15 protein-coding genes are annotated in these 20,090 nt (G+C 71.9%); 8 read left to right on the top strand and 7 right to left on the bottom strand.

Annotated elements, in window-relative coordinates; translation table 11 throughout:
- Nucleotides 1-73: 73 nt before the first annotated feature.
- The gene (locus ACFC96_RS00775; protein ID WP_376251727.1) at nucleotides 74-1,564 is read right to left on the bottom strand and encodes a M1 family metallopeptidase; all 1,491 of its coding nucleotides are present in this window, start codon (nucleotides 1,562-1,564) and stop codon (nucleotides 74-76) included.
- A gap of 192 nt (nucleotides 1,565-1,756) precedes the next feature.
- On the opposite strand from ACFC96_RS00775, the gene ACFC96_RS00770 reads away from it, so the two are divergent.
- The 3 genes from ACFC96_RS00770 (at nucleotide 1,757) to ACFC96_RS00760 (ending at nucleotide 6,738) form a co-directional block, all read left to right on the top strand.
- On the top strand, nucleotides 1,757-3,718 hold the full coding sequence (locus ACFC96_RS00770) for a Xaa-Pro dipeptidyl-peptidase (protein WP_376609392.1): 1,962 nt from the start codon (nucleotides 1,757-1,759) through the stop codon (nucleotides 3,716-3,718).
- Nucleotides 3,715-5,016, top strand: a complete 1,302-nt coding sequence (locus ACFC96_RS00765) for a M14 family metallocarboxypeptidase (protein ID WP_376609390.1) — start codon at nucleotides 3,715-3,717, stop codon at nucleotides 5,014-5,016. The genes ACFC96_RS00770 and ACFC96_RS00765 overlap by 4 nt, the downstream gene beginning before the upstream one ends.
- A 108-nt stretch (nucleotides 5,017-5,124) precedes the next feature.
- Nucleotides 5,125-6,738, top strand: coding sequence for a BCCT family transporter (locus ACFC96_RS00760; RefSeq protein ID WP_376252139.1), 1,614 nt, complete (start codon nucleotides 5,125-5,127; stop codon nucleotides 6,736-6,738).
- Nucleotides 6,739-6,989: 251 nt separating this feature from the next.
- Here ACFC96_RS00760 and ACFC96_RS00755 read toward each other — a convergent pair whose 3' ends face one another.
- Entirely contained in the window at nucleotides 6,990-7,949 is a 960-nt protein-coding gene (locus ACFC96_RS00755; RefSeq protein WP_376609388.1) for an FAD-dependent oxidoreductase, read from the bottom strand.
- A 66-nt stretch (nucleotides 7,950-8,015) separates the two neighbouring features.
- Between ACFC96_RS00755 and ACFC96_RS00750 the strand changes: the two genes are divergently transcribed.
- Entirely contained in the window at nucleotides 8,016-9,041 is a 1,026-nt protein-coding gene (locus ACFC96_RS00750) for an oxidoreductase (RefSeq protein WP_376609386.1), read from the top strand.
- A 68-nt stretch (nucleotides 9,042-9,109) separates the two neighbouring features.
- On the top strand, nucleotides 9,110-10,753 hold the full coding sequence (locus ACFC96_RS00745; RefSeq protein WP_376609385.1) for an ABC-F family ATP-binding cassette domain-containing protein: 1,644 nt from the start codon (nucleotides 9,110-9,112) through the stop codon (nucleotides 10,751-10,753).
- Nucleotides 10,754-11,019: 266 nt separating this feature from the next.
- Here ACFC96_RS00745 and ACFC96_RS00740 read toward each other — a convergent pair whose 3' ends face one another.
- Both ACFC96_RS00740 and ACFC96_RS00735 read right to left on the bottom strand, forming a co-directional pair.
- A complete protein-coding gene (locus ACFC96_RS00740; protein ID WP_376609383.1) occupies nucleotides 11,020-13,500 on the bottom strand; it encodes a Tex family protein in 2,481 nt (826 codons plus the stop codon).
- Nucleotides 13,501-13,600: 100 nt separating this feature from the next.
- Entirely contained in the window at nucleotides 13,601-14,476 is an 876-nt protein-coding gene (locus ACFC96_RS00735; RefSeq protein ID WP_376251740.1) for a hypothetical protein, read from the bottom strand.
- A 174-nt stretch (nucleotides 14,477-14,650) separates the two neighbouring features.
- Here ACFC96_RS00735 and ACFC96_RS00730 point away from each other — a divergent pair, with 174 nt between their 5' ends.
- Nucleotides 14,651-15,658 (top strand): GlxA family transcriptional regulator, encoded by a 1,008-nt coding sequence (locus tag ACFC96_RS00730; protein WP_376609381.1) that lies wholly within the window; start codon nucleotides 14,651-14,653, stop codon nucleotides 15,656-15,658.
- Nucleotides 15,659-15,672: 14 nt separating this feature from the next.
- Nucleotides 15,673-16,308 carry a DJ-1/PfpI family protein gene (locus ACFC96_RS00725; RefSeq protein WP_376251743.1) on the top strand — a complete coding sequence of 212 codons (636 nt, stop codon included), beginning with the start codon at nucleotides 15,673-15,675 and terminating at the stop codon, nucleotides 16,306-16,308.
- Nucleotides 16,309-16,506: 198 nt separating this feature from the next.
- Here ACFC96_RS00725 and ACFC96_RS00720 read toward each other — a convergent pair whose 3' ends face one another.
- Nucleotides 16,507-17,265 carry an enoyl-CoA hydratase/isomerase family protein gene (locus ACFC96_RS00720; RefSeq protein WP_376251745.1) on the bottom strand — a complete coding sequence of 253 codons (759 nt, stop codon included), beginning with the start codon at nucleotides 17,263-17,265 and terminating at the stop codon, nucleotides 16,507-16,509.
- Nucleotides 17,266-17,579: 314 nt separating this feature from the next.
- On the opposite strand from ACFC96_RS00720, the gene ACFC96_RS00715 reads away from it, so the two are divergent.
- Nucleotides 17,580-18,086, top strand: coding sequence for an ATP-binding protein (locus ACFC96_RS00715; RefSeq protein WP_376252141.1), 507 nt, complete (start codon nucleotides 17,580-17,582; stop codon nucleotides 18,084-18,086).
- A 9-nt stretch (nucleotides 18,087-18,095) separates the two neighbouring features.
- On the opposite strand, the gene idi is transcribed toward ACFC96_RS00715, so the two are convergent.
- A complete protein-coding gene (gene idi, locus ACFC96_RS00710; RefSeq protein WP_376251746.1) occupies nucleotides 18,096-18,689 on the bottom strand; it encodes an isopentenyl-diphosphate Delta-isomerase in 594 nt (197 codons plus the stop codon).
- A 114-nt stretch (nucleotides 18,690-18,803) separates the two neighbouring features.
- The gene (locus ACFC96_RS00705) at nucleotides 18,804-20,057 is read right to left on the bottom strand and encodes a bifunctional class I SAM-dependent methyltransferase/N-acetyltransferase (protein WP_376609379.1); all 1,254 of its coding nucleotides are present in this window, start codon (nucleotides 20,055-20,057) and stop codon (nucleotides 18,804-18,806) included.
- Nucleotides 20,058-20,090: the final 33 nt, after the last annotated feature.

Here is a 20,090-nt window from a genome sequence, read left to right as displayed (position 1 = left end):
GGCCCCCGAAAGGCCGCTGCCCCCCAAGCCACAGGCCCGAGGCGAGGTCACTGCACCCTCGCGCGATCAGGCGTCAGTGGTCGTGCACCGAGTTCGTCGCGGCGATCTGCTTCCACGACTTCGGCTTCGCCGGCGCCACCCCGGCCCGCGCCACCCGGTCCCGCTGCGCCGCGGCCGTACCCGGCTTCGACGGCTGGTAGAGCCACGTGTCGAAGAGACCCGCCAGCGGCTTGCCGGAGACCTTCTCGGCGAACTTCACGAAGTCGGAGACCTTCGCGTTCCCGTACGCGTGCTCCTGCGGCCAGCCCTTGAGGATCGCGGCGAACTTCTTCTCGCCGACCTCGTTGCGCAGCGCCTGGATGGCCAGCGCCCCGCGGTCGTACACGGCGATGTCGAACTGGTTCTCCGCACCCGGGTCGCCGGGCTTGACCTGCCAGAACGAGTCGTCGGCGGGGTGCTGCGCGTACGTGTAGTCCGCCAGCTCCTGCGCCGTGCCCTCGCCCTCCTTCTCCGACCACAGCCACTGGCTGTAGCGGGCGAAGCCCTCGTTGATCCAGATGTCCTTCCAGCCGTCCACGGAGACGCTGTCGCCGTACCACTGGTGCGCCAGCTCATGCACGATCACCGACACGTTCGAGCCGTTCGCGAACTGCTTCGGGCTGTAGAACGGCCGTGTCTGCGTCTCCAGGGCGAAGCTGGACGGCACGTTCGGGACGTATCCGCCGAGCGCGTCGAACGGGTACTTCCCGAACTTCGTCTCCAGCCACTCGGCGACCTCGGTGGTCCGCTCGACGCTCGCGCGCGCCGCGCCGTAGTTGTCGCCCAGGTCCTTGCTGTACGCGTTCACGACCGGCAGGCCGTCCGCCGTCCTGTCGGTCGTGATGTCGAACTTGCCGACCGCGAGAGTGGTCAGATACGTCGCCTGCGGCTTGTTGGAGCGCCAGTTGAAGCGCGTCCAGCCGAGCTTCGACGACTGCGACTGGAGCACGCCGTTGGAGATCGCCTGCGTCCCGTCCGGTACGGCCACCGACACGTCGTACGTCGCCTTGTCGCGCGGGTGGTCGTTCGACGGGAACCACCAGGCCGCGGACTCCGGCTCGTTCGCCCCGATGCCGCCGTCCGGGGTGCGCTGCCAGGACGTGAAGCCGTACAGCTTCACCTCGGACGGTTTGCCGGCGTAGCGGACGACGACGGTGAACGTCGATCCCTTGGGCAGGCCCGCCGGCGGAGTGACCTCGAGCTCCTCCACGCCGGACGTGGCGAACTTCGCCTTCTTGCCGTTGACGAGGACCTCGCTGACCTTGAGGCCGAAGTCGAGGTCGAAGCGCGAGAGGTCCTGCGTGGACGTGGCGAGGATCGTCGCCGTGCCCTCCAGGAGATCCGTCTTCGGCTGGTACTTCAGTCGCAGGTCGTAGTGGGAGACGTCGTAGCCGCCGTTCCCGTAGTCCGGGTAGTAGGGGTCGCCGATGCCCGGTGCCCCAGGCGTGAAGTCCGCCGCCGATGCCGGGATCGCCAGCATGAGAGCGGCCGCCAGTGCGCCCGGGGCGATGAGTCTGCGGTACACGAAAGCTCCAAGTCGTAGGGCCGTGAGGGTTGTTGCCGACCCTATTCAGCCCCTCCCGCCCCGGTCATGTCCATGGCCTCACCTGTCACACGATCGCCATTCGGCCGACATGTGCCAATCCGTCCCATGGACCTTTCATCGCCACGGACTGCCCTCTTTTGCGAGGGAGTTCACCGGGGTAGCTTCCGCCCCATGCCGATACCTGAGAGACGCACGCGCCCCCTGTGGAGGACGCTCGCGACCGCGGCCACCGCCGCACTCCTTGCCGTTCTCGTCTCTCCCGGGGCCGCCCAGAGCGCCGCGCCCCGTGAGTCGAAGCCCGTCTACTCGTACGACAAGGCCATCCGTGAATCCGTCTGGGTCGACACCCGGCTCGACGGGGACGGCGACGGAAAGACCGACCGGGTCGCCGTCGACATCATCCGCCCGCGCGAACCCGCGCAGCAGGGCCGCAAAGTCCCCGTGATCATGGACGCGAGCCCGTACTACTCCTGCTGCGGCCGCGGCAACGAGAGCCAGCTGAAGACGTACGACGAGCACGGGAACGTCGTCCAGTTCCCGCTGTACTACGACAACTACTTCGTGCCGCGCGGCTACGCCTTCGTCGCCGTCGACCTCGCCGGAACCAACCGCTCCGACGGCTGTGTCGACGTCGGCGGCCGCTCCGACATCCAGTCCGGCAAGGCCGTCGTCGACTGGCTCAACGGGCGTGGCAAGGGCTACACGACCCGCACGGGCACCGAACGCGCCAAGGCCGGCTGGACCAACGGCAGAACCGGCATGATCGGCAAGAGCTATGACGCCACCATCGCGAACGGTGTCGCCGCCACCGGAGTCGAGGGCCTGAAGACGATCGTCCCGATCGGCGGCATCTCCTCCTGGTACGACTACTACTTCCAGCAGGGCGCGCCCCTGTACGACAGCGGCCCCGAGTGGCTGTCCGACTACGTCGAGAGCCCCGAGGCCCGCGCGCGCTGCGCCGCCGTGCAGAAGCGACTCGTCGACGAAGCGCCCAGGAGCGGCGACTGGACCCGCCTGTGGGACGAGCGGAACTACGTGCCCGACGCCGGCAAGGTCAAGGCCAGTGTCTTCGTCGTGCACGGCATGCAGGACCTCAACGTCCGCGCCAAGCACTTCGGTCAGTGGTGGGACGCCCTCGCGAAGGCGGGCGTCGACCGCAAGATCTGGCTCGCGCAGACCGGCCACGTCGACCCCTTCGACTCCCGCCGCAGCGCCTGGGTCGACACGCTCCACCGCTGGTTCGACCATGAACTCCTCGGCTACGACAACGGCGTGGACCGCGAGCCGATGGCCGACATCGAGCGCACCCCCGACCACTGGACCACCGACCGCGTCTGGCCGCCCCGCACCACCGACGCCGTGCGCCTGAGCCCCGCCAGGGGGAGCGCTGCCGGTGTCGGCACGCTCGGCCTGAAGCACGGCTCGGGCACCGAGACGATCACCGACGACCCGAAGCTGAGCGAGACCGACTGGGCCGCGCAGATCGACAAGTCGACGCCCGACAAGGCCGGGTTCATCACCGAGCCGCTCGGCAAGGACCTGCGTCTGTCCGGCTCCTCGAAGGTCACCGTCACCGCCACCCCGTCGACCGCGACCGCCCACCTCTCGGCCGTCCTCGTCGACCTCGGCCCGGCCACCGTCCGCGACTACGCCGACGCCGGCGAGGGCATCACCACGCTCACCGACCGCACCTGCTGGGGCGCGAGCACGGCCGGCGACAGCTCCTGCTTCCTGCGGACCGAGGCCAAGACCGCCGACGTCGACCGGACCGTGTTCAGTCGCGGCTGGGCCGACCTCGGCACCTACGCCTCCGACCGCACGGGCGAGCCGCTCACCCCCGGCAAGCCCTACACGATCACTCTCGACCTGGCCCCCAGCGACCACGTCGTGCCGGCGGGCCACCGCCTCGCGCTGATCGTCGCGGGCACCGACAAGGACCTCATCGACCCGCCGTCCACCAAGCCCACGCTCACTCTCGACCTGGCCAGGACGTCCGCGCGTGTCCCGCTCGTCGGCGGAGCCCACGCGTTCGAGGCCGCCACGGCCGGCACCCACACCGCCGCGCGCACGTCCGCGCCCGAGCGCCTGGCCGACCCGCGCCCGTTCCGCCCCGTCCCGGGAGCCGCCCGATGACACCGCGCTCCCTGACACCCCACCTCCGTACCCTCGCCCTGGCCGTGACGTCGGCCGTCCTCGCCGCGCCCCTGCTCACGGTCCCGGCCCAGGCGTCCTCCGCGGTGCCGCGGACCGGCTTCGAGCAGCGCGCCGGAGCCGGCTGGACCAGCGGGCCCGAGGAGCAGGACTTCCTCGCGGCGGTCGACAAGGGCAGTGACCGCGTCTTGGTCGACACGGTCGGCACCACCAAGCAGGGCAGGCCCGTCCAGCTCGTCCGTGTCGGCGAGCACCGGACCGCGAACACCGTGCTGCTCATCTGCAGCCAGCACGGCAACGAACCGTCCGGCCGCGAGGCGTGCCTCACCACGATCCGCGACCTCGCCTACGCCAAGGACAGCAAGACGAAGGCATTCCTGTCCCGCACCACCCTGCTCGTCGTCCCCACCGCCAACCCCGACGGCCGCGCCGCGAACACCCGCGGCAACTCCGACGGCGTCGACATCAACCGCGACCACATCGCCCTGGACACCGCCGAGGCGCGCGCCATGGCCGCGGTCATCCGCGACCGCAAGCCCGACGTGATCTACGACCTCCACGAGTACGGGGCCACACCCAAGTACTACGACAAGGACCTCTTCGACCTCTGGCCGCGCAACCTCAACACCGACACCCGGGTCCACGACGAGGCGGAGACCCTCTCCACGGCGTACGTCCGTCCTGCCGCGAACTCGGGCGGGTACTCCACCGGTACGTACGGCATCTGGACCGACCCGGTGACCGGGGAGCCCGTCAAACAGACCGCGGGGGACGGGCAGGAGCGCATCCTGCGCAACGTCTCCGGCGTGAAGCACGCGGTCGGACTGCTCATCGAGAGCCGCGTCGATCCCCAGACCGACGCGGAGAAGGCCGACCCGGCGCTCAACAACCGGCGCCGGGTGAGCAGCCAACTGTCCGCGCTGAGTGGCTTGTTCACGTTCACCGACCAGCATCGCGCCAGGATGGAGGCGGCCACCGGCGCCGCCCGTGTGGCCGGATTCCGCGACCGCGGACCCGTCTACGTAGGCGGCGCGGACAACGACCCTGCCGAGCCCGCGGAGATCATCCAGAACCCTCCGTGCGGCTACCGTCTCGACGCGGCGCAGTACGCGGCCGTGCGGGACAAGCTGGCGCTGCACGGGATCACCGTGCGCAACGACCGGGGCGGGGACGGGGTGTTCGTGCCGCTGCGCCAGTCCGAACGGGCGCTCGTGACGCTGCTCCTCGATGCGCGTGCCCCGTACCACCTCATCGAGGGGGAACCCGACACAACTTGCTGAATCCGGGGCATTCACGCCATGTGTGGTAGGTCCTGAGGGGTGAATAATCCCGAAATCAAACCTGCCGCGGAGGCGACGGGGCGACGGAGTCCGGCGACCGACCGGGTGGTGTTCGGCGTGACAGCCGCACTCACCGTGGCGTTCGTCATCTGGGGCTCCGTCGCCACCGACTCCCTCGAGGACGTCTCGACGCGCCTCCTCAAAGGGCTGATCCACAACGGCGGTTGGGCGTTCATGCTGGCCGCGTCCGGCTTCGTCGTCTTCGCCCTCTGGCTGGCGATCAGCCGGTACGGGAAGATCACACTGGGCGACGAGGGCGAGGCGCCCGAGTTCAGGACCGTCTCCTGGGTCGCCATGATGTTCAGCGCGGGCATGGGCATCGGCCTGATGTTCTACGGAGTCAGCGAGCCCCTCGCCCACTACACCACGCATCCGCCGGGCACCCTCCCCGTCGACTCGGCCCAGGCCATGGAGACCTCCATGGCCACGACCCTCTTCCACTGGACGCTGCACCCCTGGGCGATCTATGCCGTCGTCGGACTGGCCATCGCCTACAGCACGTTCAGGCGCCGCCGCCGGCAGACCATCAGCTCGGTTTTCGTGCCACTGATCGGCGAACGGCACGCGCACGGGGCCTGGGGCCGCGTCATCGACATCATCGCGATCTTCGCCACGCTCTTCGGCTCCGCCGCGTCCCTCGGTCTCGGCGCCCTGCAGATCGGCAGCGGAGTCGAGGTGCTCGACTGGATGGACAAGGCGAGCACCGGGCTCCTTGTCACCATCATCGCGGTCCTCACCGTGGCCTTCGTCGCCTCGGCGGTGTCCGGGGTGGAGAAGGGCATCCAGTGGCTGTCCAACATCAACATGGTCCTCGCGCTGATCCTGGCCGGATTCGTGTTCATCGCCGGCCCGACGATCCTGGTCCTCGACCTGGTGCCCACGTCCCTGGGCGCGTACCTCGGTGACCTGCCGCAGCTCATCGGCAGGACGGAGGCGTCCAGCGGCAAGGGCGTCGCGGCCTGGCTGGGCAGCTGGACGGTCTTCTACTGGGCGTGGTGGATCTCCTGGACGCCGTTCGTCGGCATGTTCATCGCCCGCATCAGCAAGGGCCGCACGATCCGGCAGTTCGTCGGTGGCGTCATCCTCGTCCCCAGCTCCGTCAGCCTCATCTGGTTCGCGATCTTCGGCGGTACGGCGATGAACCTGAAAGAGCGCGGCGCGCTCGGCAACGCCTCCACTCCCGAGGCCCAACTCTTCGGTGTACTGCACGAGTTCCCCATCGCCACCGCGACGAGCCTGCTCGTGATGATCCTCGTCGGGATCTTCTTCGTCTCCGGCGCCGACGCGGCCTCCATCGTGATGGGCACGCTCTCCCAGAAGGGCGCTCTCGAACCCGGCCGCTTCGTGGTGATCTTCTGGGGCGTCGTCACCGGAGCCGTCGCCGCCGTCATGCTCCTCATCGGCAATGGCTCGGGCAACGCGCTGACCGGCCTGCAGAACCTGACGATCCTCGTCGCCGCGCCCTTCACCCTCGTCATGATCGGGATGTGCGTGGCCCTGATGCGGGACCTGCGCCACGATCCGCTGATCGTCCGCGGCGACATGGGAGTCGAGGCCGTCGAGGCGGCGGTCATCGCCGGCCACGAGCAGTACGACGGCGACTTCGAGATCCGGATCGGGCCGGGCCAGGGCACGGAGCGTGAGGGCGACCCGATCGGCTAGGGCTTTTCGTCCGGATCGGGCCGGACCGGGGAGAGGGGCCTGGTGCCGTGCCGGCCTCGCCGTGCCTCGCGAGGCTGAGGAGGGAGCCCACGCGGGAGGGCGGCGACTGACGCGACAACGCTGCGAGGCGCCGATCCCACGCGGGGCGTCGGCGACTGACGCGACAACGCCGCGAGGCGTGGTGCCGGGCCCCGCGAGCCCGGGCGATCCGAACGAAAGGCCCCGGCCCCCGGCCCGTGCGGTCGCAGCGCTCAGGAGACGGCGAGCCCGGCCGCCTCCCGGGCGCAGCCCCACGCGACCGTCACACCGGCCCCGCCCTGTCCGTAGTTGTGGACCAACACCCCGCCCCACGGCGCCCGTTCACGCTCGACCCGTACCTCGGGCCGCGTCGGTCGCAGTCCCACCCGGTGCCCGATGATCCGTGCCCCCGCGATCTCGGGCCGCACCCCCGCGCACCGCGCCACGATCGCCTCCGCCACGGCGGGATCGGGTTCGAGCGACCAGTCGTCCTCCTGCGCCGTGCCGCCCAGGATCAGCCGGCCGGGCTGGGGAAAGAAGTACGTCGAGGTGTCGGGGGAGTCGCCGCCGCCGGTGAACCACGTGTCCACGCCCGGGTTCTCCACGAGGACGAGCTGCCCACGCAGGGGGCGTACGGAATCGTCCGGTACGAGCGCCCGGGCGCCGATGCCCGTGCAGTTCACCACGACCGGCGCCGCCGCGCCTGCCTCCGCGAGGTCCGAGACCTCCCGCGTCTCCACGCGCCCGCCGGCCGCCAGGAAGCGCTCCTTCAGCCACTCCAGGTGCACCGGCATGTCGACCAGGGGAAGCCGTGCCCACAGGCCCGCGCCACCCCCGTACTCCGCCGCGGTCGCCGGACGTAGCCCCGCCACCCCGTCCGCCCACGGCCCCAGACCGTCGAGGACGGTGTCGGCGTGCACGCCCTCCGCCATGCGCACACCTGCCGCACCGGGCCGCGCCGCCAACTCCTCGTACACGCGCAGGGACCGCAGCGACCAGTCGGTCACCCGCTCCACCGGGCCGATCTTGTACGGCCACCACAACGCGCCCGCGACCGCCGACGTCGTCAGCGCGGTGGGGTCCCGCGTCCAGAGGCCCACGCGCCGCCCCGTACCGACGAGTTCAAGCGCCGTCGTCAGGCCGATGACCCCGCCGCCGACCACGATCACATCGCTGCTCGTGTCACTGTCCACGAGCGGACGGTAGCCGAATGCGTCATGCCGTGCTCACATCAGCTCTCGGGTGGGAATACTCCGGACATGTCTGCCGAGTACGCGACCTTCGGCCTGGCACCGGCCATGCGCGCCGGTGGAGTTCTCACGAACGGGGGCTACCAAGTCCACCGGGAGTTCCTGGACTTCATCGTGAACGGCTCGCCGCTGCTGTTCCAGCTCTGTGACCTCGACGCCGTCTCCCCGCTCGCCTCCGACGTCCCGCCGGCGATCTTCACGGCCCACGTCCGCGGCCTGCTCCTCGAAGCGGACGCGCCGCTGCCCGGCGGCCGCTACGTCATCTACGGGTGCCCCGAGTGCGAGGTTCTCGCATGCGGGGCCGTCACCGCGGTCATCGAGGCGGACGGGCCCGACGTCATCTGGCGGGACTTCGCCTGGCAGACCGAGGAGCGGGCCGACTTGGAACGCAACGGCTACCACGGCATAGGCCCCTTCCACTTCGACGGCGCCGCGTACCGCGAGGCCCTGCGGCCGCTGCTCGACGGCGCCGCGGAGCCGGCCCCGGCCCGTCGTGTCCTGCTCATCGGGGCCCGCGTCGCCGTTCTCGCCAAACTCGCCGCCGCTCTGCGCACCATCGGCATCGGCGCCGAGATCACCCAGGACGCGGCCGGTGTGCCGCCCGAGGAACTGCGTACCTACGGCGCGGTCGCCTTCGGGCGCGCCGTCGGCGAGGCCGACCGGGCCGCGGTGCGCGAACAGTTCGAGCGGGCGGGCGCCGAGGCGGCGTTCGTGGACGGGCTCGCCCCGATCGTCCCGCTTCTCGTCGCCCAGGTGGAGAGCGCCCTGGACCGGCGGGCCGTCCCGCAGCGGCGCCTCACCCGCCTCGTCGCCGCCGACGGAGAGGCGAGCCTGGAGGTCACCTCCGCCTGCCGGGTCCGCCTCACCGTGTACCGCCTCGACCGGCTCCACCGCACCCACGCCGAGGACGTCTTCGACGCCGTGCTCGAATCGGGCCGCCACCGCATCGCGCTCGACCCGACGGCGACCAGGGGCGAGTCGTTCGTCGTGGCCCGCACCACGGGGAGCGTGCTGGTGGCGCCCGTGATCCGGTGAGGGGGACGTGCGCCGACGGGGAGCGGCTGGCGTGGGCGGTCCGTCCGATCGCTAAAATCGGCGGTCTGATGACTGCCACTCTCGTAGCCAAGAACCTCGCCGCCGGGCACGGCGACCGGTCCCTGTTCTCCGGGCTCGACCTCGTGGTCGCGCCCGGCGACGTGATCGGGCTCGTCGGCGCCAACGGCGCCGGGAAGTCCACGCTCCTCACACTCCTCGCCGGCCTCGACACCCCCGAGCAGGGCGAGCTGCGGCTCTCACCGCCCGGCGCGACCGTGGGGCACCTGCCCCAGGAGCCGGAGCGCCGCCCCGGCGAGACCGTGCGCGAGTTCCTCGCCCGGCGCACCGGCGTCGACGCCGCGCAGCGGGCCATGGACGAGGCCACCCAGGCCCTCGTCGACGGGGCGCCGGGAGCCGACGACGCCTATTCGGTCAGCCTGGAGCGCTGGCTCGACCTCGGCGGCGCGGACCTCGACGAGCGCGCCGAGGAGGTCACCGGCTCCCTCGGCCTCGGCGTGGGCCTCGACCAGGCGATGACCTCGCTCTCCGGCGGCCAGGCCGCCCGCGCGGGTCTCGCCTCGCTGCTGCTGTCCCGCTACGACGTGTTCCTGCTCGACGAGCCGACCAACGACCTCGATCTGGACGGCCTGGAGCGCCTGGAGTCCTTCGTGCGCGGTCTGCGCGCCGGCACGGTCGTCGTCAGCCACGACCGCGAGTTCCTGACGCGCACGGTCACCAAGGTCCTGGAGCTGGACCTCGCCCAGCAGGAGATCAACCTCTACGGCGGTGGATACGAGGCCTACCTGGAGGAGCGCGAGGTCGCCCGCCGCCACGCCCGCGACGAGTTCGACGAGTACGCCGACAAGAAGGCGGCTCTCGAAGGACGTGCCCAGATGCAGCGCGGCTGGATGGACAAGGGCGTCAAGAACGCCCGCCGCAAGGCCACGGACAACGACAAGATCGGCCGCAAGTTCCGCAGCGAGGCCAGCGAGAAGCAGGCGGCCAAGGCCCGGCAGACGCAGCGCATGATCGAGCGCCTCGACGTCGTGGACGAGCCGCGCAAGGAGTGGGAGCTGCGCATGGAGATCGCGGCGGCGCCGCGCTCCGGCGCCGTCGTCGCCACGCTGCGCGACGCCGAGGTGCGTCGGGGCGACTTCACGCTCGGTCCGGTCTCGCTCCAGATCGACTGGGCCGACCGCATCGCGATCACCGGGGCCAACGGCGCCGGGAAGTCGACGCTGCTCGGCGCGCTCCTCGGCCGGGTGCCCCTGGACGCGGGGCACGCGACGCTCGGCTCCGGTGTCGTCGTCGGCGAGGTCGACCAGGCGCGGGCCCTGTTCCACGGCTCGGAGTCGCTGCTCGACGCGTTCTGCGCGGCCGTGCCGGACACCGAACCGGCCGACGTGCGCACGCTGCTCGCGAAGTTCGGCCTGAAGGCCGATCACGTCCTGCGGTCGGCGGCCACGCTGTCACCGGGCGAGCGCACCCGGGCCGCGCTGGCGCTGCTCCAGGGGCGCGGCGTCAACCTGCTCGTCCTGGACGAGCCGACGAACCACCTCGACCTGCCCGCCATCGAGCAGCTGGAGTCGGCACTCGACTCCTACGAGGGCACGCTCCTGCTCGTCACCCATGACCGCCGCATGCTGGACGCCGTCAGGACGCAGCGCCGCATCGAGGTCGCCGACGGCAAGGTGACGGAGCTGTCCGTCTGACGTTCCGCGGCGTGACCGCGTGACCGCGTGACCGCGTGACCGCGTGACCGCGTGACCGCGTGACCGCGTGACCGCGTGACCGCGTGACCGCGTGACCGCGTGGCCACACGAGTCGACGGTGGCGTGCGGGGCCGACGCGTGGGGTGGGGCTGACGTGTGCCGCGTGTGCCGACGCGTGGCGCGTGGGCTGACGTGTGCCGCCCGCTTCGGGCTTCGGCGTGGCCCCCCGGGGCCGGTCACCTGTGTGGTGACCGGCCCCGGGTGTGTCAGCGCCCCTTCGGGTCGAGCAGGCCCGCGCGGCGCAGCGCTTCGGCCATCTCGCTGTTCGCGGGGGCGGGCGCGGAGGCCCCACCGCGCCGCTGGCCCTGGGACTGCTGCCGCTGGCCCTGTCCCTGCTGGCGTCGGCCCTGGCCGCCCTGGCCCTGACCGCCCTGTGCCTGGCCCTGGCGCTGCTGCCCTCGCTGCTGCGGCGGGCGCCCGCCACGCTCCCGGCGGCCACCACCGCCGGCACCTGCCCCGCCCCCGGCACCCGGCTCGCCCGCCGCCGCCTCGTCGTCGAGGCGCAGCGTCAACGAGATCCTCTTGCGCGGGATGTCCACGTCGAGGACCTTCACCTTGACGATGTCACCCGGCTTCACGACGTCCCGCGGGTCCTTCACGAACGTCTTCGACATCGCGGACACATGGACGAGCCCGTCCTGGTGCACGCCGACGTCCACGAACGCGCCGAACGCCGCCACGTTCGTCACGACGCCCTCGAGGACCATCCCGGAGGCCAGGTCGGAGATCTTCTCGACGCCGTCCTTGAAGGTCGCCGTCTTGAAGGCGGGACGCGGGTCGCGCCCCGGCTTCTCCAGCTCCTTGAGGATGTCCGAAACCGTCGGCAGACCGAACGTGTCGTCCACGAACTCGGCCGGCTTCAGCGACCGCAGCGCCGCCGCGTTCCCGATGAGGGACGCGACCTCGCCACCCGTCGTCTTCACCATGCGCCGGACCACGGGGTACGCCTCCGGGTGCACGGACGACGCGTCGAGCGGGTCGTCGCCGCCCCGGATCCGCAGGAAGCCCGCGCACTGCTCGTACGCCTTCGGGCCCAGCCTGGACACGTCCTTGAGGCCCTTGCGCGACGTGAACGGGCCGTTCGTGTCGCGGTGCGCCACGATGTTCTCCGCGAGGCCCGAGCTGATGCCGGACACGCGGGCCAGCAGGGGAGCGGACGCCGTGTTCACGTCCACGCCCACGCCGTTCACACAGTCCTCGACGACCGCGTCCAGGGAGCGCGACAGCTTCACCTCGGACAGGTCGTGCTGGTACTGGCCCACACCGATCGACTTCGGGTCGATCTTCACCAGCTCGGCCAGCGGGTCCTGGAGGCGGCGGGCGATCGACACGGCGCCGCGCAGCGACACGTCCATGTCGGGCAGCTCCTGCGAGGCGAAGGCCGACGCCGAGTACACCGACGCGCCCGCCTCCGACACCATCACCTTGGTGAGGTTCAACTCCGGGTGCTTGGTGATCAGTTCACCGGCGAGCTTGTCGGTCTCGCGCGACGCCGTGCCGTTCCCGATCGCGATCAGGTCGACCTTGTGCTCCTGGGCGAGCCGGGCCAGCTTGGCCAGCGCCTCGTCCCACCGGTTCGCGGGCACGTGCGGGTGGATGACGTCCGTCGCCACGACCTTGCCCGTCGCGTCGACGACCGCGACCTTCACGCCCGTGCGGAAGCCGGGGTCGAGGCCCAGCGTCGCGCGCGTGCCCGCCGGGGCGGCGAGCAGCAGGTCCCGCAGGTTCGCCGCGAAGACCTGCACGGCCTCGTCCTCCGCCGCCGTGCGCAGCCGCAGCCGCAGGTCGAGGCCGAGGTGCACCAGGATGCGGGTCCGCCAGGCCCAGCGCACGGTGTCGGACAGCCACTTGTCCCCGGGCCGCCCCTGGTTCCTGATGCCGAACCGGTCCGCGACGATCGGCTCGTACGAGGACGGGCCGCCGACCGCGTCCCCCGGCTCCTCCGGCTCCAGGGTCAGGTCGAGGATCTCCTCCTTCTCGCCGCGGAGCATCGCGAGGATCCGGTGGGAGGGCAGCGCGGTGAAGGGCTCCGAGAAGTCGAAGTAGTCGGCGAACTTCGCGCCCGCCTCCTCCTTGCCCTCGCGGACCTTGGCGGCCAGCTGTCCCCGGCCCCACATGCGCTCACGCAGCTCGCCGATCAGGTCGGCGTCCTCGGAGAAGCGCTCGGTGAGGATGGCGCGGGCGCCGTCGAGCGCGGCCTGCGCGTCCGCGACGCCCTTGTCGGCGTCGACGAACGCGGCCGCGGCCGCGGCCGGCTCCACCGTGGGGTCCCCGAGCAGCCCGTCCGCCAGTGGCTCGAGCCCCGCCTCACGCGCGATCTGCGCCTTGGTGCGGCGCTTCGGCTTGAACGGCAGGTAGATGTCCTCGAGGCGCGCCTTGGTCTCGGCGGCCATGATCTGCGCCGTCAACTCGTCGGTCAGCTTGCCCTGTTCCCTGACCGAGTCGAGGACCGCCGTGCGCCGCTCCTCCAGCTCCCGCAGGTAGCGCAGCCGCTCCTCGAGCGTGCGCAGCTGCGCGTCGTCGAGCATCTCGGTCGCTTCCTTGCGGTAGCGCGCGATGAACGGGACCGTCGAACCGCCGTCGAGCAGCTCGACGGCGGCCTTCACCTGCCGCTCCCGTACGCCGAGCTCCTCGGCAATCCTGCCTTCGATGGACCCTGTGATGGGACCTGCGCTGGGTGTTGCCACGATGCCGTACCGCCTTCTCAACTGAGGGTGCGCGGCAATTGTGGCAGGTGGCGCCGACAACGGGGGGCAGCCCACCGGCCTGCCGGCGCCTGGTGGCCTTTCAGGCGGCCTTGCCGATCAGGTCGGCCGGGAACGCGCCCGCGCCGAGTGCGGTGCCCATGAACCCGCCGGCCAGCTCCGTGAGCCGGGCCACGCCCGCCTCGCCCAGGTGCGCGTACGGCTCCCGGTCGAGCCGGTCGGTCTGCTCCTCCAGGTCGCGGCGCAGCGCCACGCCGAGGTCGGTCAACTCGCCCTGGGCGTCGAGCACCTTGCGCTCCCTGAGCCGGTCGGCGGCCGCGTCGAAGTCCTCGCGGGTCCAGCCGCGCGTGGCGAGCAGCCACTTCGGGGCCATGCCCTTGCCGGTCGCCACATGGCTCACCAGCGCCTCGACGGGGTCGAGGCCGGCGGCGAGCAGCGCGGCCAGGTGCCCGTCGCCGCGGTGCTCACGCAGCAGGGTGGTGGCGTGCCAGTACGCGAGGTGCGGCTCCTCGGGCACCGGCAGGTCGGCGTGGCCGGCGTAGAGCGGCCGGGCGTGGCGGGTGCAGGCCTCCGTGGCCCGCAGCGCGAGCGTGGCCGCCTCGGCCATTTCCGGGGAGGTCACGATCTCGTCCCCGAGGAGCCTGCGCAGCGTCGAGTCGACGGCACGCGCGCGTGCCGCGAGGACCGTCTCCGGGGAGGCCGTCTCCCACACCGCGGGCACGTGTTCGGCGACGAGCTCGTGCTTGAAGTTGTAGAACGTCGCCGTCACGGTCCCGGCGCCGACGGCCCCCATCGCCGCAGCGCGGGCCGCGAAGTAGGCCGCGCTCCGATGGGTGATCCCGATGGCGCCCAACTCCTTGCCCAGGTCGGGCGAGAAGTAGTGCATCGAGTGGAACGGATTGAGCATGTTGTGGCAGCGGCGGGCGGCGCGGGGGTCTGAAGCCGGAGAGGTCGTCATGCCAGTACGTTACCGACTGGTTGGTACGGGTGGAACGTGCGGGGCGCGGCTCGTTCGCCACACCGTTCGCAGAGCCGCCGGCCGGGCCGCTCCCAGCGCACCGGGCCCACCGATGGCAGGAAAGGTGGGGTACTCGTCGTTGCGGCCCTCGGGCCGAGCCCGAACACTGGCCGTATGGCCGCCCGCACCGTGCTCATCCTGTTGTTCGACGATGTCCAGAGCCTGGACGTGACCGGCCCGGCAGAGGTCTTCGCCGGTGCCGCCCTCTGCCGAGGGCCGCGCCCCGCGGACACGTACCGCATCCGCGCCGCCTCCCTCGACGGCGGTCCCGTGCGCACCTCCAGCGGGCTCACGCTCGTCCCCGACCACGCGCTCGCCGACGCGCCCGCACCGCACACGCTCCTCGTCCCCGGCGGCCGCGGCACGCGCCGCCCGGACTCGCGCCTGACCGCCTGGCTGCGGGAGCACGGCCCGCGCGCGGAGCGTCTCGTCTCCGTCTGCACGGGCGCCATCCTGCTCGCCGAGGCGGGCCTGCTCGACGGCCGCCGGGCGACCACGCACTGGGCGTACTGCGACCGTCTCGCCCGCGACCACCCCGCCGTCGAGGTCGACCCGGACCCCATCTACGTACGCGACGGGAACGTGGCGACCTCGGCCGGCGTCACCGCGGGCATCGACCTCGCCCTCGCGCTCGTCGAGGAGGACCACGGCCGCGACACCGCGCTGACGGTCGCCCGCCACCTCGTCGTGTTCCTGCGACGCCCGGGAGGCCAGGCCCAGTTCAGCGCCCAGCTCTCCGCCCAGACCGCGCGCCGCGAGCCGCTGCGCGAGGTCCAGCACTGGATCACCGAGCATCCCGACGACGACCTCTCCGTCGAGGCGCTCGCCTCCCGCGCCCGCCTCTCGCCACGCCATTTCGCCCGCGCCTTCCAGGCGGAGACCGGCATGACCCCGGGCCGGTACGTCGACCTGGTCCGCCTCGAACAGGCGCGCCGCCTCCTGGAGGACACCTCCGACGGCGTCGAGGAGATCTCCCGCACCTGCGGCTACGGCACTCCCGAAGCGATGCGCCGCGCCTTCGCCCGAACGCTCGGCGCGTCCCCGGCCGAGTACCGCCGCCGCTTTTGCGCGGCCGGAACTCGTCCACCGGGCCGGCGCCCGTCCGAACCCCGCACATGCTGACCGAAAGGCACCCGATGAAGATCGCCATCGTCCTCTTCGACCGTTTCACCGCGCTCGACGCCGTCGGCCCCTACGAGACGCTCGGCAGGCTGCCCGACGCGGAACTCACCTTCGTCGCCGAACGGACCGGGCCCGTGCGGTCGGACACCGGGCGGCTCGCCCTCACCGCCGACAAGGCGTTGCCGGAGCTGACCGACCCGGACGTCGTCGTCGTTCCCGGCGGCCCGGGCCAGAGCGCGCAGATGGAGAACGAGGTGCTGCTCGACTGGCTGCGCACCGTCGACGCCACCAGCACCTGGACGACCTCCGTGTGCACGGGTTCCCTGCTCCTCGCCGCAGCCGGTCTGCTCGACGGCCGGCGCGCGACGTCGCACTGGCTGGCGCTCGACACGCTCAAGCAGTTCGGCGCCGAGCCGACGGGCGAACGGGTCGTCGTCGACGGCAAGTACGTCACCGCCGCCGGGGTCTCCTCAGGCATCGACATGGGCCTGACCCTCGTCGGCACGATCGCGGGCGAAGAACACGCGCAGGCCGTACAGCTGCTCACCGAGTACGATCCGCAGCCGCCCTACGACGCTGGTTCGCCCGAGAAGGCCCCCGCACACCTCGTCGAGAAGTTCCGCGCCGAGAGCCGCTTCTTCCTGGAGTAGTCCAGGAGACCGGCTTCACCCTGAGGTGGTCCGGGGGATCGGCATCACGCTGGCTGAGACCGTCCGGGGGACCGGCTTCACCCTGAGGTGGTCCGGGGGACCGGCATCACGCTGGCTGAGACCGTCCGGGGGACCGGCTTCACGCCGAGACGGTCCGGGGGAGCGGCTTCGCCGATGAGGTGTGCCGGGAGGCCCGCTTCACTCTGACGTGGTCCACGTGAAGTGCGGCTTCCTGCGCTCCAGGAACGCGGCGACGCCCTCCGCGGTGTCGCCGCTTCCGCGCGCCTGCTCGGCCCAGTGCGCCGCCCGGTCCACGCGCCCGTCGGCGAACTCCTTCGCCGCGGCCTGCGTCAGCTGCGAACGCTCACCGAGAATCCGCGCGAACTCGCCGACGCGCTTGTCCAGTTCGTCCCCGGCGAGCACCTCGTCCACGAGCCCGGTCCGCAGGGCGCGCTCCGTGCCGATCAACTCGCCCGAGAACAACAGGTACTTGGCCGTCGCGGGTCCCACCAGGGAGGCGAGGCGGCGCGTCGAGCCCGCCGGGTAGACGATCCCCAGCTTCGACGGGGTGACCCCGAACAGCGTGTCCTCGGCCGCGAACCGCAGGTCACACGCCGCGGCCAGCTGGCAGCCACCGCCCACGCAGTACCCGCGTACCGCGGCCAGCGTCGGCTTGGCGAAGGCCGCGAGTGCCTCCTCGGCCGCGACCGCGAGCTCCTGCGCCCGCGAGCCCGAGCCGCCGAGTGCGGAGATGTCGGCGCCCGCGCAGAAGGTCCCGCCGGCCCCGGTCAGTACCAGCACACGCACCGACGGGTCGGCCTCGAGCCGGGCGAGCAGCGGCGGGAGCGAGCGCCACATGCCGTCGGTCATGGCGTTCCGTTTGGCGGCGTGGTCGATGACGACGGTGGCGATGCCGTCGGTGACCGAGTGGGTGAGCTGCGGCGGTGTGTGCGACATGCGCCGGATGCTATCCGCAGGGCTCGAACATGCGATCACCAAGGGGCGGCCGGTGAGGAGGCGTCCTGGCGCCGTCCGGCCGACGCGTCCTCGGGCGTACGACGGCCGATGGGGCGTCCCGACACGTACAACCTGAACAGGCATCGAAGAGGAAACCAGAACGGCAGGATCGGTCGCACACCTGACGCTGTCATACGCCAACGGTCAAATTGCGTCGATACTCGCTGACTTCTGGTCAGTCATTCGGTACGGACCAGTGGATTCCCAACACTCGATGCGTGGTGACAATCGAGCGCAAGGGCGGCGACCGGACGATGAGCGACCAGGGGTGGGGGTCCCGCCCGCGTCCTCAGGGCACTGGGGGAGCGCCCCCCGTGCAGGAACCGGGAAGTCCGCTACCGTACGAGGGGGTCTGGCGCTTCACGGCGCAGGCCGTCGACGCGTCCGTGCCGCAGGCCCGGCACGCCGTACGTGACCTGCTGGTCCGGCAGGGCGTACCCGCCTCGGACGACCTCGTCCAGGGGCTGCTGCTCATCGTCTCCGAGCTGGTCACCAACGCCGTGCGGCACGCGGCCCTGCTCTCGCCCGTCCTCGCGGTGGAGGTCGCCGTCGGCGCCGAGTGGGTGCGCGTCTCCGTGGAGGACGAGCACCCCTACCGCCCGACCGCTCTGGAGGCCACCGACGGGCAGACGGGCGGGCGTGGCCTCCTCCTCGTACGCGAGGTCACCCGGGAGGCGGGCGGGGTGTGCGACGTCGAGCACACGGCGAGCGGAGGCAAGGTGATCTGGGCAGCCCTGCCCCTCAGACCCGTCGTCGCCTGACCGGCGGACTCACCAGCCGGCGGACGGTCCCGTCAGCTCCCGGATCGCCGGCCGGGCGGCGTCCAGCACGGTCATGAACCATGCCGAGAACGGCCCCTGGGCGTGCCGCACGGCCAGCTCCTCGGCCGTCACGAACGCGGTCCCGCCGACCTCGGAGGGGTCCGGCCGCAGCGGCGCCTGGACCATCCCCACGAAGAGGTGGTTGAACTCCTGCTCCACCAGGCCCGAGTCCGGGTCCGGGTGGTTGTAGCGCACCGTCCCCGCCTCCGCGAGCAGCGACGGCGAGACCCCCAGCTCCTCGAATGTCCTGCGGGCGGCCGCGGCGAACGGCGCCTCGCCCGGATACGGGTGCCCGCAGCACGTGTTCGACCACACGCCGGGGGAGTGGTATTTGCCGAGCGCGCGCTGCTGGAGCAGCAGCCTGCCCTGTTCGTCGAAGAGGAACACGGAGAACGCTCTGTGCAGCTGTCCGGGCGCCTGATGCGCGGAGAGCTTCTCCGCCGTGCCGATCGTCCTGCCGTCCTCGTCGACGAGTTCCAGCAAGATCGCTTCTCCGGTGCCGTTCGACGAACTGTTCGCCGCGGTGGCAGGTGTGGTCGGCATACCCATCCTTCGCTTCGGTCCTCGAACCCCAAGTCTGCCGTACCGGACAGACAGTCCAGGCACTTGGCGGCGCCCGCATGTCCCGCCCGGGGGCCGGGCGGGACATGCACAGGGTCAGACGCCGAAAGCGGCCGGGTAGGTGATCGTGCCCTGCGGCACCTGCCAGGAACCGTCCGCCGCGCCCAGGACGAGCGCCATCATCGCCTCGTCGGGCACCTCGAACGCGGGCCGGATGCCGTACCCGGAGGCGGGCGTGAAGCCGAACCTCGGGTAGTAGTCCGGGTGCCCCAGCACGAGGACGAGCCGCTCCCCACGCGCGCGTGCCGCGTCGAGCACCGCGTTGACGACGGCCGAACCGGCGCCGGTGCGCTGGTGTCCCGGAAGCACCGCGACGGGTGCCAGGGCCGCCGCGGGCGCGCCGCCGACCAGGCAGCGGGTGACCAGCGCGTGCGCCGCCACGGTGCCGTCCGGCGCCTCGGCGACGTACGACAGGCCGGGCAGCCACGCGTCGGTGTCCGCCCGCAGGGCGTCCACGAGGTCGGCCTCCGCCCGGGTCGGGAAGGCGGCGGCGTTCACGGCGTGCACGGCCGCGGCGTCGGAGGCCGACTCGGGCCGCGTGGGCCACGCCGCCGCGGGGCGCAGCGCGTAGCCGGTGTAGCCGTAGTCCTCGCCGTGGTCGCGCCGCATCGCCAGTTCGGCGCGCGCGCCCGCGAGGGCCTCCGCCATGCCGGGTGCCTGTGGGTCCGCGGTTTCGGTGCGCTCGGCGAGCGGGCCGTAGTACTCGTCCCAGTCGGACTCGGGCTGCCGGTGGACACCGAGCACGGAGTACCCGGCGCCGGTGCAGGCCCGGACGTTCTCGTCGGTCGTCCGCAGCGCGCAGTGCGGCTCCCAGAAGGCGCGTGCCTCGGGGGACGGATCGGCGATGGTCCACTCGCACTCGGTGAGCGCGAGCGAGCCGCCCGGGGCGAGCAGCCGCTTCCACCGCCGCAGTGCCTGGTCGAAGCCGATGGAGTAGGCCGAGCTCTCGGCCCAGATCAGATCGAACGAAGCGTCCTGACAGGGGAGTTCGCCCATGTCGGCGTTGACGGGGTGGATCCGGTCGGCGAGGCCCCGTGCCTCGGCGGCGGCGCGCAGCTCGTCGAGGAACGGCTCGTGGAGGTCGACCGCGGTGACCTGGCCGCCGGTCTCGGCGGCCAGGAGCAGAGCGGAGCGGCCGGGGCCGCAGCCGAGGTCGAGCACGCGCGGGCGCTCGGGCAGCGGCCCCACGAGGGAGAGGAGTCGCAAGGTGGTGGAGTCGGAGCCGGGGCCCTGGCGGGGAAGTCCGCGGTGCAGGGTGAAGAAGGCGTCACGTACGGCGTTGTCTGTCAACGGTTCGAACCCTTGGGTGTGAGGGCCCCGCCG

The sequence above is a fragment of the Streptomyces sp. NPDC055955 genome, from assembly GCF_042270245.1.
GTDB lineage: Bacteria > Actinomycetota > Actinomycetes > Streptomycetales > Streptomycetaceae > Streptomyces.
This window is presented reverse-complemented; position numbering and strand designations above follow the sequence as displayed.

Bases quoted from the DNA above. Each gene is read 5' to 3' on its own strand.
- ACFC96_RS00770 (WP_376609392.1), top strand. From the start codon at position 1,757: ATGCCGATACCTGAGAGACGCACGCGCCCCCTGTGGAGGACGCTCGCG.
- ACFC96_RS00765 (WP_376609390.1), top strand. From the start codon at position 3,715: ATGACACCGCGCTCCCTGACACCCCACCTCCGTACCCTCGCCCTGGCC.
- ACFC96_RS00750 (WP_376609386.1), top strand. From the start codon at position 8,016: ATGTCTGCCGAGTACGCGACCTTCGGCCTGGCACCGGCCATGCGCGCC.
- ACFC96_RS00745 (WP_376609385.1), top strand. From the start codon at position 9,110: ATGACTGCCACTCTCGTAGCCAAGAACCTCGCCGCCGGGCACGGCGAC.
- ACFC96_RS00735 (WP_376251740.1), bottom strand. From the start codon at position 14,476: ATGACGACCTCTCCGGCTTCAGACCCCCGCGCCGCCCGCCGCTGCCAC.
- ACFC96_RS00730 (WP_376609381.1), top strand. From the start codon at position 14,651: ATGGCCGCCCGCACCGTGCTCATCCTGTTGTTCGACGATGTCCAGAGC.
- ACFC96_RS00725 (WP_376251743.1), top strand. From the start codon at position 15,673: ATGAAGATCGCCATCGTCCTCTTCGACCGTTTCACCGCGCTCGACGCC.
- ACFC96_RS00720 (WP_376251745.1), bottom strand. From the start codon at position 17,265: ATGTCGCACACACCGCCGCAGCTCACCCACTCGGTCACCGACGGCATC.
- ACFC96_RS00715 (WP_376252141.1), top strand. From the start codon at position 17,580: ATGAGCGACCAGGGGTGGGGGTCCCGCCCGCGTCCTCAGGGCACTGGG.
- idi (WP_376251746.1), bottom strand. From the start codon at position 18,689: ATGCCGACCACACCTGCCACCGCGGCGAACAGTTCGTCGAACGGCACC.